The sequence below is a fragment of the Pirellula sp. SH-Sr6A genome, from assembly GCF_001610875.1.
Taxonomy (GTDB): Bacteria; Planctomycetota; Planctomycetia; order Pirellulales; family Pirellulaceae; genus JBKCUI01.
In genome coordinates this window covers 333,595-347,495 of record NZ_CP011272.1, presented here as the reverse complement: position 1 = coordinate 347,495, position 13,901 = coordinate 333,595, and the positions used below count along the sequence as shown (strand labels likewise).

The 13,901-nt window shown below is 54.0% G+C and carries 13 protein-coding genes; 7 read left to right on the top strand and 6 right to left on the bottom strand.

All coding sequences use genetic code 11. The features are described from left to right. The first annotated feature begins 30 nt into the window (after positions 1–30). On the top strand, positions 31–411 hold the full coding sequence (locus tag VN12_RS01075; RefSeq protein ID WP_168164130.1) for a YidH family protein: 381 nt from the start codon (positions 31–33) through the stop codon (positions 409–411). Positions 412–456: 45 nt separating this feature from the next. On the opposite strand, the gene VN12_RS01070 is transcribed toward VN12_RS01075, so the two are convergent. After that, positions 457–1,572 (bottom strand): pyridoxal phosphate-dependent aminotransferase, encoded by a 1,116-nt coding sequence (locus tag VN12_RS01070; RefSeq protein WP_146675094.1) that lies wholly within the window; start codon positions 1,570–1,572, stop codon positions 457–459. A 203-nt stretch (positions 1,573–1,775) separates the two neighbouring features. Here VN12_RS01070 and VN12_RS01065 point away from each other — a divergent pair, with 203 nt between their 5' ends. From VN12_RS01065 to VN12_RS01055, 3 genes are read left to right on the top strand one after another with little or no spacing between them, the layout of a single operon-like run. Beyond that, positions 1,776–3,506, top strand: coding sequence for an alanine/glycine:cation symporter family protein (locus VN12_RS01065; RefSeq protein WP_240491281.1), 1,731 nt, complete (start codon positions 1,776–1,778; stop codon positions 3,504–3,506). A gap of 5 nt (positions 3,507–3,511) precedes the next feature. Beyond that, complete coding sequence (locus VN12_RS01060) at positions 3,512–4,669, top strand: NAD(P)/FAD-dependent oxidoreductase (protein WP_146675093.1); 1,158 nt, start codon at positions 3,512–3,514, stop codon at positions 4,667–4,669. 15 nt (positions 4,670–4,684) lie between these two features. Next, a complete protein-coding gene (locus VN12_RS01055) occupies positions 4,685–5,215 on the top strand; it encodes a DUF4416 family protein (protein WP_146675092.1) in 531 nt (176 codons plus the stop codon). Between the two features lie 2 nt (positions 5,216–5,217). On the opposite strand, the gene rsmH is transcribed toward VN12_RS01055, so the two are convergent. The 3 genes from rsmH to VN12_RS01045 all read right to left on the bottom strand — a co-directional run bounded on the left by rsmH (position 5,218) and on the right by VN12_RS01045 (position 7,723). Further along, positions 5,218–6,153: a 16S rRNA (cytosine(1402)-N(4))-methyltransferase RsmH gene (rsmH, locus tag VN12_RS01050; protein ID WP_146675091.1), complete on the bottom strand. Its 936-nt coding sequence runs from the start codon at positions 6,151–6,153 to the stop codon at positions 5,218–5,220. Between the two features lie 139 nt (positions 6,154–6,292). Further along, positions 6,293–6,460 (bottom strand): hypothetical protein, encoded by a 168-nt coding sequence (locus VN12_RS25585; RefSeq protein WP_168164129.1) that lies wholly within the window; start codon positions 6,458–6,460, stop codon positions 6,293–6,295. A gap of 285 nt (positions 6,461–6,745) precedes the next feature. Continuing rightward, complete coding sequence (locus tag VN12_RS01045; RefSeq protein ID WP_146675090.1) at positions 6,746–7,723, bottom strand: NAD-dependent epimerase/dehydratase family protein; 978 nt, start codon at positions 7,721–7,723, stop codon at positions 6,746–6,748. A 223-nt stretch (positions 7,724–7,946) separates the two neighbouring features. Here VN12_RS01045 and VN12_RS01040 point away from each other — a divergent pair, with 223 nt between their 5' ends. From VN12_RS01040 to VN12_RS01030, 3 genes are all read left to right on the top strand, one after another. After that, positions 7,947–9,128 (top strand): S1C family serine protease, encoded by a 1,182-nt coding sequence (locus tag VN12_RS01040; protein WP_168164128.1) that lies wholly within the window; start codon positions 7,947–7,949, stop codon positions 9,126–9,128. 206 nt (positions 9,129–9,334) lie between these two features. Next, a complete protein-coding gene (locus VN12_RS01035; RefSeq protein WP_146675088.1) occupies positions 9,335–10,621 on the top strand; it encodes a PDZ domain-containing protein in 1,287 nt (428 codons plus the stop codon). 121 nt (positions 10,622–10,742) lie between these two features. Continuing rightward, a complete protein-coding gene (locus VN12_RS01030; protein ID WP_146675087.1) occupies positions 10,743–12,008 on the top strand; it encodes an MFS transporter in 1,266 nt (421 codons plus the stop codon). Here the strand turns inward: VN12_RS01030 and VN12_RS01025 are convergent. Together VN12_RS01025 and VN12_RS01020 are read right to left on the bottom strand one after the other, a co-directional pair. Continuing rightward, positions 11,962–13,161: a sterol desaturase family protein gene (locus tag VN12_RS01025; protein WP_146675086.1), complete on the bottom strand. Its 1,200-nt coding sequence runs from the start codon at positions 13,159–13,161 to the stop codon at positions 11,962–11,964. The two genes, VN12_RS01030 and VN12_RS01025, sit on opposite strands and share 47 nt — an antisense overlap. Continuing rightward, complete coding sequence (locus VN12_RS01020) at positions 13,158–13,886, bottom strand: fatty acid desaturase CarF family protein (protein ID WP_146675085.1); 729 nt, start codon at positions 13,884–13,886, stop codon at positions 13,158–13,160. The genes VN12_RS01025 and VN12_RS01020 overlap by 4 nt, the downstream gene beginning before the upstream one ends. Positions 13,887–13,901: the final 15 nt, after the last annotated feature.

Genomic DNA, 13,901 nt, shown 5'->3' with positions numbered 1-13,901 from the left:
AACACAGGGGCAGAGGGAGAGGACGATACGATGGCGACCGGTGACCCCGAACAAGACCCTCGCATTTACATGGCTGCCGAGAGAACCTTTCTCGCATGGATTCGCACCGGTGTCGCGATGATGGGATTTGGCTTCGTGATTGCACGATTCGGTTTTTTTCTTCGTGAATTGGCCAGCCAGCGTTTTCAGGACGAACCCAATCGATTGGGTGTTTCTTTACCTTTGGGCATTTCGCTGGTCATCGTGGGGACCGTCGTCATCTTCCTTTCAGTTGTTCGACACCATCGCTACATCGAAGCGATCGATCGCAACGAATTTCGCAGAGCGTTTGGCTCGACATTCGCGATTTTGGTTGCAGGGTTACTATGCGTGGTAGGCATAGCCATGTCGATTTACTTGGCCCGACTCTAGCTGCCATTGAGAGAAACGCGATCCGCCTTCGATCGCGAGTGACTCTTATTCTCTAGCGAGTTTACGGAGGACATCGATACCGCGGTCCAAGGTCTCGTTGCTTGCAGCGAATGAAATTCGGAAGTGGGTGTCTCGCTGCGAGAAGATGTTCCCAGGGATAACCAGCAACTCGTTTGCAATGCAGCGTTCCACGAATCGGCTGCCGCTTCCCCCGGGAGCTTTCGGAAAGATATAAAACGCACCGCCTGGGGTGGTGAATTCGTAGTCATCTTTCAAGCCCTCGACGATTCGATCCCGTTTCGAAGCGTAATCGCGATAGTACTGAGTCATATCGTGATCGTACGCAGCCAGCGCAGCCCATTGGAACGGAGTCGGTGCGCAAACAAACGAGTACTGCTGAATCTTCAACATGGTTTGAATGACTTGCGAGGGCCCGTGCACATATCCCAATCGCCAGCCAGTCATTGCGTGACTCTTCGAAAAGCCGTCGATCACAATGGTGTCTTCGTTGAACTTGGCCGGGGAGCACATCGGGCTATCGAAATGAAATCCGGAATAGATTTCATCCGAGATCAAAGCGATGTTCTTCTCCTTGCACAGCTTCGCCAGCCCTTCGATCTCTTCGACACTCGCCGTCACGCCGGTGGGATTCCCAGGGGAGTTGAATAGGACCAGCTTGGTCCGAGGAGTAATCGCATCTCGCACCTTGTCGAGGTCGATGCGGAAATCGGGGTAGGTATCGATCAGAACGGGTACACCCCCTACGAGTTGGACCAGCGGGACATACATCACGAAATAGGGATCGAAGATGATGACTTCATCCCCTGGGTCGACGAGCGAAAGCATCGAGAGGACCAAGCCGCCAGAAGTACCGGAACTGACAAAAACCTTGCGATCCTCGTGATTCCATTTCTTTTGAATTTCCTTTTGAAGTTTATCGACGAGTGGCGGGATTCCCTGCGTGGGCGAATAAGCATTGCGTCCTGACTCGATGGCTTCGATAGCAGAAAAACGAATCGGCTGCGGCACATCAAAATCGGGCTGGCCAATCGAGAGATTGATCGGATTCGTCAGCTTCGCCGCCAATTCAAAGACTTTGCGGATACCGCTCGAGTCGAATGCAAGAGTTCGTTTTGCAATCCAAGGATGGGTGCTGGCCATAGCGATAGGATTTTCGGCTGATGGAAAATGGAACAGTTGGGTAGTTTCTCGCGTCCGCGATGAGGGAATCATAAGGGGAATTCTCTGTTTTGAAACCTACTTATCCCCAAGAACTTCTAGCAACTTGCCCCACGTTGTGTAGCATACGACCTACCCGTTAATCCTCTCATGCAAATACCCCTTGGATGGAAAAGGAATCTGAGATGGCAAGCAGCAATGTCGTGCCGTGTTCCACCGGTTCACGAATGCTCGTCAGCATGAAGGCTCAATGGTCGGCTCTCTTGTTGATGATGATTGGCTCGTTGATGACGATTGTCTTGGGTGGCCCCCAAGCGTTCGGTGCGGAAGAGCCAAAGAGACGGACCGCTGCGGAATCCCATGCGTTGGAACTCCCGGCTACTTTGCCCCCCAAGTCATCTGCGACCAAGGCCGCAAACGAAAGTCCTGATGCGAAAAAGGACTGGGTGGATCAAGTCGATAGCGTGTTCGGAACTTGGCTCGTCAAGCCTCTCGAACTGGTGTTGTTTTACGATTTTCGAACCAAAGAGTTTCTGGGAACCAGCGTCCCTTTCGTCGTGATTTGGCTCCTTTTCGGGGGTGTGTTCCTCACCTTACGGATGGCCTTTATCAACTTGCGGGGCTTCTACCATGCCATCGAACTGATTCGAGGCACCTATGATGAAAAAGATGATCAAGGGGACGTTTCCCACTTCCAAGCGTTGGCATCCGCTTTGTCCGGAACCGTTGGTCTGGGAAATATCGCCGGCGTTGCCATCGCGATTGGACAAGGGGGACCAGGGGCAACCTTTTGGATGATCGTCTGCGGACTGCTTGGGATGACGAGCAAGTTTTCGGAATGCACGCTCGCCGTTATGTATCGGCGCACCGACGAGGAAGGGCTGGTGTTAGGGGGCCCAATGATTTACTTGCGAGACGGTCTCGCCCGCATGGGACTCGGCCCGTTAGGATCGGTGCTCGCCATCGCCTTTACCTTCCTCTGCATCGGTGGATCGCTCGGAGGAGGCAACTCTTACCAAGTCGTTCAATCGCTGAATGCACTGCAATCGGAGGAGGTCTTTTCCTTTTTGAGACCAGGACAGTATCCATGGATTTATGGCGTTGTCATGGTGGTCTTGGTTGGGGCCGTAATCATCGGAGGGATCAAGTCGATCGGCAATTTTGCAGGCCGAGTCGTGCCGTTCATGTGCCTAGCTTATCTAGTGGTCTGTCTATCCATCCTCGGAATGAACTTCTCTCAAATCCCATATGCGGTAAGCGAGATCTTTCGAGGCGCCTTCACACCCGATGGTCTGTATGGTGGCTTTTTGGGAGTCATGGTTCTCGGAATCAAACGAGCCTGCTTCTCCAACGAAGCCGGGGCCGGATCCGCTGCGATCGCTCACGCGGCTGCGAGGACCAAAGAACCTGTAAGTGAAGGGATGGTCGCTCTTCTCGAACCTTTCATCGACACGGTTGTTGTCTGCACGCTCACGGCATTGACGATTGTCGTCACCGGTGTCTACCGACAACCTGAGATCCTCCAACTGGCGCAGGACAACAAGGGATCGATGATCACGCTGGCTGCGTTCACCCAGAACGCGAGCTTCGAGTGGTTCAAGTACATCCTCTACCTAGCCGTTTTCCTGTTTGCGTATTCCACCTGCGTTTCCTGGTCCTATTACGGGGAACGTTGCTGCGTGGCATTGTTCGGAAATCGATCCAGCCTCCCTTATAAAGTACTGTTCCTCACCTTCACGTTCCTAGGTTCGGTTGTTAGCCCTACAAACATTCTTGACTTTAGTGACATGATGATCCTCTCGATGGCTATCCCCAACTTGATCGGAGTCTTTTTGCTAAGCAATCGAATCCGTTCTGAACTGGATCGCTATTGGGCCCGGTACAAGAGCGGCGAACTGTTACCTAAGCACGAGTGATTCGCATGGATCAAGATGGATGGGATTTGCTGGTCTGCGGGGGCGGAGTGATCGGGCTCTCGATTGCCTACCAGTGTGCGAAACAGGGATGGAAGGTACTCGTGGTCGATCGCGGGCGCTTTGGGCGGGGGGCTTCGTGGGCGGGTGCTGGCATCCTACCAGCGGGAGCGACCGTCGAAGCGCTCGACCCCATCGAGCAACTGCGGGCTCTCTCCCATCGATTGCACCGAAGATGGGCAGCAGAGTTGCGCGATCTCACGGGCATTGACAGCGAATATCGCGAATGCGGTGGAGTCTATCTCGCCAGAACTCCTGCCGAACGCGCAACCCTCATCGCCAATGAGATGTGGTGGGACGATCACGGAATCGCTTATGAACGGCTCACATCGCAAGAGTCGAGGGAGCGTATCCCCGCACTAGCCAATTCCCTCCCCTTTCGGATGGACGGCGAATGTTGGTGGCTGCCGGATGACTGCCGAGTCCGCAATCCGTATCACATCGACGCCTTGGTGGAAGCTAATCGGAGACTGGGCGTTCATCTCGCGAACGACCGAGAAATCGTTTCCTTCGAGCGTGATGCAGGACATGTGGGGGCAGCCTCGACTTTGATAGGTCGAGATCAGACCGGAAAGACGATCCGTACATTGCGTGTATGCCTCACTGCGGGGGCTTGGTCCCGACAACTGCTCGGGTTATGGGGCATCGAGACAGGGATCATGCCAGTCCGCGGTCAGATGGTTCTTTACAAACTGGATGCACCGAAGTTCCCGTTTATCATCAATGAAGGGCATCGGTATCTGGTACCTCGCGACGACGGCTATCTGCTGGCGGGTTCATGCGAGGAGGAAGTGGGTTTCGACACGTCGACGACGGAGTCGATGATCTCCGAGTTGCGCGAGTGGGCAGGATCGGTTCTACCCGATCTAAAACACGCCAAAGTCGAACGCACCTGGGCGGGACTTCGACCAGGATCCTTTGATAGCTACCCCTACCTGGGGACGGTGCCCGGGCAGGAGAATGTGTTTGTGGCTTCCGGCCACTTCCGGCATGGACTCCATTGGTCCACGGGAACAGCCCTTCTCATGCAACAACTTATGTTCGGCGAAGAGACAGACATCGATTTGGAGCCGTTCCGAGTCCTTCGCGGACACAACTCTAAATAAAGAGATTGCATCGACATGGGGGACATCAAATCGTATCCGCCTTGCATCCAATTGATCGGTGCCTTCAGCCGCTACCCCGAAGCATTGGATTGGGTTTGGGATCGGGTTCGCCAAGCTTGGGGAGACATCCCGTTGCTCAGCGAACGATTCGCCTTCCGCGAGTCGGAGTACTACCACCGAACCATGGGAGAAGGACTCTGGAAACAATTCGCGTTATGCCGGCCGCTCTACAACCCCGGTTGCTTGTCTGCTGATAAGCGTACGACCAACGGGTGGGAGGAAGAGTTTGCTAATCTTGCGACGTATTCCGAACCTCGACCTCTCAATATCGACCCGGGATATCTCGCGATGACGAAATTGGTACTTGCCTCGACGAAGAATCGCGAGCATCGCATCTATCTTCAAGACGGCGTATACGCAGAAGTCACTCTCGCCTTTCGAGATCAAAAGTGGAATGCAATGCCATGGACGTACCCCGATTACCAGCGCAGTGATTTCCAAGCGTTCTTTACCGAAGCAAGACGCTATCTGCTGAGTTGCCGGTAACTTTACCCGTCAGCTCGACGCTGTGCGACCCGCAGTTTGGCACTGCGAGATCGTGGGTTTTCCTCGATTTCTCGTTCGGTCGGCAAGAGGGGTTTACGCGTGAGAACTTCCAATTGGGGATGGTCGCGAAACGCATGCTTGACCATCCGATCCTCCAAGGAATGGAAGGAAATGATCAACAAACGACCGTTCGGCTTCAAACAGGCAGGAAGCCACTGGAGCGCCTCTTTGAGATGATCCAGTTCGTGATTCACAGCGATACGCAAAGCCTGAAAGGTACGAGTCGCACTATCGATTCGACCGTGGATCTTCCCAGGGATGACGCGGTGGATCAAATCGTAGAGTTGCTCGGCAGTCTCTATCGGATCGTCTAGTCGCCGCGCGACGATGGCCCTCGCGATGCGCCGACTGAACCGCTCTTCCCCATATTGGTAGATAATGTCCGCGATTTCTTTCTCGGTAGCGATCTGGAGAAGTTGCGACGCAGGTATTCCGCTGTCTTCGGAAAATCGCAGATCAAGCGGCCCACCCAATTTGAATGAGAATCCTCGCGCAGGGTCCGCCAACTGATCGCTGGACAATCCCAAGTCGAGGAGGATTCCATCGGCAGGCTCGATGTCTCCATCCTGGATGTAGCGAGGGATGTCACGATACGATGTCGCGATGAGTTTCGCTCGACAGGTCCAATTGCGGTTGGCCTGCAACCGCAACTCGGATCGCTCGACGGCAACAGGATCCCGATCGATCCCTACAAATAAATCGCCGTCACGCATTCGGGAAAGCATCGCCAGCGCATGACCGCCTCCTCCCAACGTGCCATCGATCCAAACAAACGAGGAATCGGGGCTGCGTCCTTCGACTTCCAGCCCAGACCATTCCAATATCTCCTGCATCATCACAGGGATGTGAACCGTGGGAGAAGTCAACCTAGAGACCATTTCCTGAAGAAAAGAAAACAGCCGACCGGTGCGACACCCGGTCCGTCGCAGCAAGCCCTCTAAGTTTCCGTTCTGAGACGCGGTGCTGGATCTTACTGCGGCCTCCCAAACTCCTGTGTCCAACACAGAAGCCAGGTGCTCACAGTTGCGAGAATGTGGTGGAACTCTCCAAAAAGTACCGACCGACTGCTTCTTCGGCGGTGAGGAGCAAAGCCCGTGGCCGTAGGCTCGACTCTCGCTTTTCAAAGAGCTCCAACCATCGCTTGGATGACTGGGCTGTCGCAGATTCCGATCGGCTGTCGATCATGTTCTGACAACGACCTCAGGATACCCGAATCGTCCCTTTTTGGGAAACTCTCTTTCCCCGACTTGGCCAGAAAATGCCGTTTCGACTCCCGCTACAGTGCTAGCACATCTGAATTCTCGCCGTGAGTCATGTTTCGTAACTCCATACTAGAAAACAACTTACGAAAATAACAGACGGGCGACAACATGTCGTAGCGACGCTTTGGCATGCCTGTTGGCGCTCATTAAGAATAACTAATGCAAAAGACGTGGAGCTGCAGACCCACGCGGGTCGCTCGGAAGGTCGTTAAGAGGACAACGGCAGCTTGGGAAAGGGCAATCCATCCTGCAACCCGCTTCGAAAATCTTCAAACCGAAAGCGAAATGGGAGCTCGCTCAGCAACCGACGCGAATCGATCCGCTTGTTAACGGACGATCGAGGAGGCTTGGAGCGAAGCGCCTCGGATGCCCCTGATGCAGACAGAGATCCGGACATCTCGCGGGAAGCAAAGCGAGGCTCGGGAAAACCTCCTAGCTCGGCGATGAATCGGTAGTAGTCCCCTCGCGGAACGGGATTGCCGTCGCTGACACAGTAAAGCGAATGCTTGGGAGTATGTTCGCTGAAGTAGACGATGGTATCAGCAAGGTCTTTCACGTGAATCAAGTTGAGGTAACTGTCGGGATCGGCACCCAAAGGAGTTTGGTCCCGGATCGCTTGCCAGTTAGGCAGCCTTCCAGGGCCATAGATCCCGGCCGGCCGCAAGACAACAAAATCACCATCTGCATGGTTTCTCGCAATCCACTCTTCTGCCGCAGCCGCCGCGATTGGCCCGGGCCGTTGGGGCTGTACGGAAGCTTGCTCATCGATCCAGCTACCGTCGTTCACCCCCGACATCACGCCTGTCGTCGACAAGTAAATCCACCGCACTCTCTCCTGCGATACCGAAGCGTCTTCCGTTTCGCCCTTCGCGAGCAATTGCCTCAATTCTTCCAATCCCCGCGTATGCGATTCCGAATGTGGGACCTCTTCGACAGGCGCGTGCGAGACTGCGATGAGCACCGTTGAGATCGATTCTGCCAACGATATTCCTCGCCATTCACGAAGAAATGCTTCGCCAGGGGCCTCGAGCCAATTCCAAATAATCGGGATGATTCCAGAGTGTCGAAGCTCCGATGCCCGACTTGCAGAACGGGTAACAGCAAGCACACGGTCCCCTTTGGCAAGCCACGTTTTCGCCACCTCCATCCCCACGTATCCGCATCCGACAATCAGACGGCAAGTCATCGCATGGCTCTCCTTAAACCTTCTACACCTCCTACAACCCGCATACCAATGCTGTCGTGAACGGGGAGATTTGGATTTTTCTTAAAGTCGGTGGGTTTCAATTTGACTGCGCTTAGCGAATAATCGATTCCACAGCCGTTTAGATCGGTTGCACCCAATGTAATGGTCTTGCTTCGATCCCCCAAGTCGTATGCAAGGCGAAACCCGTACTTCGGAGTTTCCTGTGACCCAAGTGATTCGATACAACGGCTTTACTCCTACTGAGCCGGTCGCCGAGCATCCGTCCGGTTTGTGGCTCCAGATTTCCGGTTGCTTCTTCGGTCTCGCCATCGCCTTTTCAAGCGGATGGGTCAGCGCACAGGACAAGGTCCAAGAGCAAGAGGGGGAGCAACGAACGGCTCTTCGCCCCGCTCTTCCGCTCTACTTCTCGACTTCTTTGGACGCTCCCACTGCCCTCACCAAGGTGCCTCTGTCCGATGAGATCGCGAGGATCGCGAAAGGGACCGATCCCAACAACAAACAACAACTGGTCAGCTTGCAAAAGCAGCAAACCGAAGTCGCGAAGCGTGCGCCCTTGGTCACGGTCAATTTGCAACACGGCAATACACAGGGGAGCGGAGTCATCGTTAGCGGCGACGGATACATCCTGACCGCCGCACACGTGGCCGGTCGTCCCAATCAACGGATCCATGTTGTCTTGCACGATGGAACCCGCGTTGAGGGCAAGTCGCTAGGTCTCAACCGCAATGAAGATGCCGGGTTGGTCAAGATCGTCCATCCCGTCCGAAGCCCCGACAACCCTTGGCCACACGCGTCGCTAGGAAGTTCGACCGATCTGCAACCAGGTAGTTGGGTGATGGCGGTCGGTCACCCCGGCGGTTGGCAGGAAGATCGCCCAGCGGTGGTTCGAATCGGACGATTACTTCGCAACATCGACTCGACCTTGATCACCGATTGCGCATTGATCGGAGGAGATAGTGGCGGTCCCCTGTTCGACCTGGAAGGCAAGCTGATTGGAATCCACAGCCGGATCGGCGTTGAAGTCGACGAAAACATGCACGTCCCGCTCGATGTCTTCTACAAAAGTCACGAGCGATTGATCCGCAGTGAAGCATGGGGATCGCTCCCCGGCTTTCGCCCCTACATTGGTGTAGAGGGAGCGAGTGTTGAAGATAGCGGAGGCCGCTGCGTGATCGAGCGGGTTACCCCGAAAGGGCCCGCGGATCGGGCAGGCATTGAACCGGGTGACATCATTGTGCGGTTTGACGGTCAAAAGATCACCGTGTTCAAAGAACTGAAAGATTCCGTCGATGCAATGGTTCCGGGTGATTCGGTAGAAGTCGAATTGGAACGCAATTCGAGAAGAATGATCGTGCGAATCATGATCGGTTCCTTGAACCCTTAAACCTCGCTGTTTGCTCTCGCACCAGCGTTGAGACACGGGGGCGCAGGCTTTCGCCCTCCACTGAACTCGCCTGCAGAACCAACCATAATTTTCTGTTCGGCGGTTTCACGACCACTTATAATGGATGCTCGCCAAGCAGCGTGGAACGCAATCGGAATGGCGAGTCGCGAATCATTTGGAAACGAAGGAATAGTAAGGAGCCGTAGATGAAACGAGTGATACAACGGTCGCTTGGAGTATTCCTGGTTGGGTCACTCGCCTCCTTTTGCGTGCTCGATTTGATCGACCAAGTTCGATTGGATAGCTCGTTACTATCTCTGGCGATTGGACATGGCACGGCCTCCTCGAACTACGAAGAGGGAAGTTCTCTTCTCGTCCAACAGGGCGCAGGGACGTTGGGACGAGAGTTTCAAAATTTTACGGACCGAGCCCATCAGCGTACTCACCGTCAAACGCTAAGAGCATTCCAAGATTCGGTTGGAGATGCATTCAAGTCAACGGTGCAGATCATTGTTCGGAACCGACAGGCTGCTCTCGGTGCGGTGGTTCATCCCGATGGATGGATCGTGTCCAAATCCAGTGAAGTGCCAGAAAAGTTCGATGTCAAACTGTGGGATCAGACCAAAGCGATCGGCCAAGTGCGAGCGCGACTCGACGACATGGACTTGGTTCTGATTAAGGTTGAGCGAACTGGTTTGCTCCCAATCCAATGGGGAACATCAGAAGAAATTCCCGTCGGAGGTTGGCTGATCAGCACCGACCTACGAGCCACCCCACTCACGATCGGAGTTTTAAGCGTTGCCAACCGTAACATCCGGAAGGAAAAACCGGTTCTAGGCGTACGATTAGGTCCACCCCCAACCGGCGATACGGGTGCTGTGATCGAATCAGTCGTCGATGGTGGTGGTGCGGATCGAGCCGGTCTGAGAGTCGGAGATATCATTCAATCCATCGAAGGGATTTCGTACGCCTCGATGGAGGAAGTTCTGAGCCGACTGCGCGAGTTGAAGGCTGGGCAATCGGTCGCCTTGGACATTCTTCGTGATGAACGCAAAGTCTCGATTGCCGCGCAGATGATGGACCTTACCAGTTCTTTATTCGATAGCACGGAAATGGAGGTGAACGGCCAAATCAGCGCACGCGCTACCGGCTTTCAAAATGTCATGCAGCACGACACGGTACTCCTTCCCCATCAATGCGGAGGTCCTCTCGTAGACATCGAGGGACGTGCTGTCGGTTTGAATATCGCACGCAGCGGACGCGTTTCGAGCTTGGCCTTCCACGCGAAGAATCTGGAGCCAGCGATTCGAAACATGATGCGCACCGCAGGTGGGCCCGAAGAAGTCTTTGTTCAGGCACCCGCTGTCGTTCAAGCTTCCGCATCAGATTCCCTCAGCGCTTCGACCACTGCGATATCGATCCCAACTTCCGTGCCCACTGCCATCCAAGTGGAGGCCTTGAAGCCAGAGGTTGTATTGCCAAATCCAATGTAGAGTCCGTTTTGTCATTTCATTGGCCGTACCCCGCACGCGGCCTTGATTTGCTAGACTATCCCCCCTCTCTCTCCCTTGATCAGGAATATCAAGCACGAATCGGAAAGTAGGCGGGGCTACAATGAACTCTTCTCATGGTTCTGCCAAGTCGCAGACATCTCTGGCTTGGATCGTCGTGGCATTGCTGGTGCCCGTTGCTCTGCTGAACTACCTGGATCGCCAAATGCTCGCCTCGATGAAGGCTTCGGTGATGCAGGATGTTGCTGGAATCGATAACGATGCTGCATGGGGCTGGATTCTCGCATTGTTCAAATGGACCTACGCGTTTGTCAGTCCATTTGGAGGTTATTTCGCAGACAAATTCGGACGCCGCGGAGTGATCATCGCGAGCCTATTCTTTTGGTCACTGGTAACGTGGGCTACCGGGCAAGTCACTACGTACGAGCAACTTCTATTCGCTAGAGCGGCGATGGGTATCAGCGAAGCGTTCTACATTCCCGCTGCATTAGCTCTCATCGCCGACTACCATGTGGGACGCACTCGTTCGAGAGCCGTCGGGCTTCACCAAATGGGAATCTACGCAGGAGTGATTCTCGGCGGTTTTAGTGGCTATGTGGCGGACAGCCCCGACCTCGGATGGCGATGGGCATTCGCTGCCTGCGGGCTCGTGGGAATTCTCTACGCATTCCCCCTGTTCCTCGTTCTCCGCGACTCTCCCCAACTCAACGGCGAAAAACGGGAGTCTGTATCGATTTTGTCGTCAACCAAATCGCTCCTGTCGAATGGGTCTTTCGTGCTCCTCGTGCTGTATTTCACCCTTCCTGCCCTTGCCGCTTGGGTGGTGCGAGATTGGATGCCATCCATCTTGAAAGAGGAGTTCGGAATTGGTCAAGGCATGGCAGGAGTCTCAGCAACCCTCTACTGGCAGGTCGCGGCGATTGTCGGCGCCATCATCGGCGGCTGGCTGGCTGATCGTTGGATGATGAAAACTTCCCGGGGCCGTATCTACGTGAGCGCTCTAGGCATGTCGATGATCGTCCCATCGATGTTCGGCGTAGGCTACGCACCGCAAACGGGAATGCTCCTGGTCGCAATCTTATTCTTGGTGCTCTTCGGACTGGGCTGGGGATTCTTTGATTGCAACAATATGCCGATCCTTTGCCAAATCACAAAACCGCACTTGAGAGCCAGTGGATACGGACTGATGAATTTGGTCAGTATCAGTTGTGGCGGTCTCGCCGATTGGGGCTTTGGCGAACTTCAAGACCGTAACGTTCCGCTGTTCGGGATTTTCAGCGTGTTCGCGAGTGTCGCTGTCATTTCTATCGTCCTTGTCCTCCTTATTCGTCCTCGCTATTCCGACGACTCGACCGCATCGGATCATTGATGGCGCGACGAAAGGGAACGGCCAGTTGCCTTACGAATCCCTCGGGTAACTTCTCACCATGAACTCCATAGCTCCGAGGCCATCGATTACCAGGCAAGAAAAAGCTCCCAAATAGAAAATCCCAAACGGGAAGATGCACAGCGAAGTTTTTATCGATCCCCTCCGATTCATCGCTGTGATGCCAATGATGGAATTGAGGAGTCACGAAGAAGTAACGAAGCGGGCCAAAAAGGAATCGGAGGTTTGCATGGATCATCGTCGCCTGGACAGATACCAAAACGGCGTAGATGACCAACGCCCACTCGGAAAAGCCTAACGCAAATAATGGGATGTAGGTCAACGAACGCGTGACGAGTACGTCGACAATATGCAAACGAGACCCTGCAAGCCAATCCATCGCCTCTGCGGAGTGGTGAATGCTGTGAAATCGCCACAACCAAGGAATACGGTGAAAGGCGCGATGAACCCAATACTGAACAAAGTCGGTGATCAATAATATTGCAAGTATCTGGAGAATAATAGGCTGCGAACCAATCCATCGCCTCCACTCCATATCCACCGTCCACGCGAATAGCGTCTCAGCTGGCTTCAACGTGGCGATCGTGGTCCATTGAATCAAGACCGCGCTCACTAAGAAATAACTTAAATCCGTGCGCCAACCGTGTCGAAATATGGGCTGCTCTGCCCGCAAGGCAAACATTCGCTCAAGCGGGATAAAGATAGTGGTCCAGACGAAGAGATTTAACAGAAACCAATCCAGACCGAAAAATGGCCCTTCCGGTGTCGTGTTCTGCCCAATGGGCACTTGCGCTCCACCCAACAAAGCCGCCATCATCGCAAGCGCGCAGGCGATTCCGCCCAGTATTGGCTTCTTGCGGAGCGAGAGACTGATTATCCCTAACCCAAATCCAACCACCAGAACCGCTTGGAGAAGCACTCTCAAGACTGGAAGCGGATAAAGTTCTCGCAATGCAGGCATCGTGAGCCAATCCGGAAATCGCATGCAAACCACCGCGCCGAATCCAAAGATTCCCAAAGTGATTCCAAGGACTCCGCTTATCCAACCAGTTCCCCATCGAACAGGCTCTCCATCCACACGACTGTGCGTCGTAACTTGATCGCTCGATGTAGCGTCGGGCAACGGATCGATCATGGCAACGTCTCCACGTGTTTCGACTCCGCATGTGCCGCCTCATCTTGACGCGGCTTCAGTCCAGTCAATTTTGTTACCACACGTTCTAATACGGGAAAGAATCGTATCTTCTCAAGACCCGAATTGCAGAAGCCGGTCGTAATGCAGTAATGTTGCTGGTGGCCGTCGGAATGATGACGATCGTGCGCAACTCGAGATAAAATCAATCCACTGCGCTGCAACCACTGGACCGCACGAGGAGGCGATGGCATATGCGCCCACTGGTGGATCTGATTGGTCGGAAGTGCAAAGAGACAAAACGAAATCAAAAAGATAGCTGCGATCGATCCAGCGAAAGTGGATAAGGGAATTGCGAATATGGCGAGTAGAAACGGGATTCCTAGGAGTGCCGTGTCTCCATTGGTGTCCATGAACTTGCAATCAAGAAAAGAGGTCGGAGTCACATGATGAACGCGAAACGGTCGGAGAAACCTGGGACCGATCCATAACATCGACTCGCTCCCCCAAGTATCAGCCAGCCAGTGAACCATTCCGCTCACAAAGTCCGCTGCAATCCACCCCAAGAGGATCGCAATGACGCATCCCCAATGCCATGGGCTCCCATGTTGAAAAACACGAAGGAGATGGATGAATACCAAACCGTACGCACTCAAAACACAGAACGATTCGAACAAGAATGTCGGTTGGCTTGAACCGTCGTGAACCCTAACTCGCGATGAACTCATATCGCTCACTTGAAA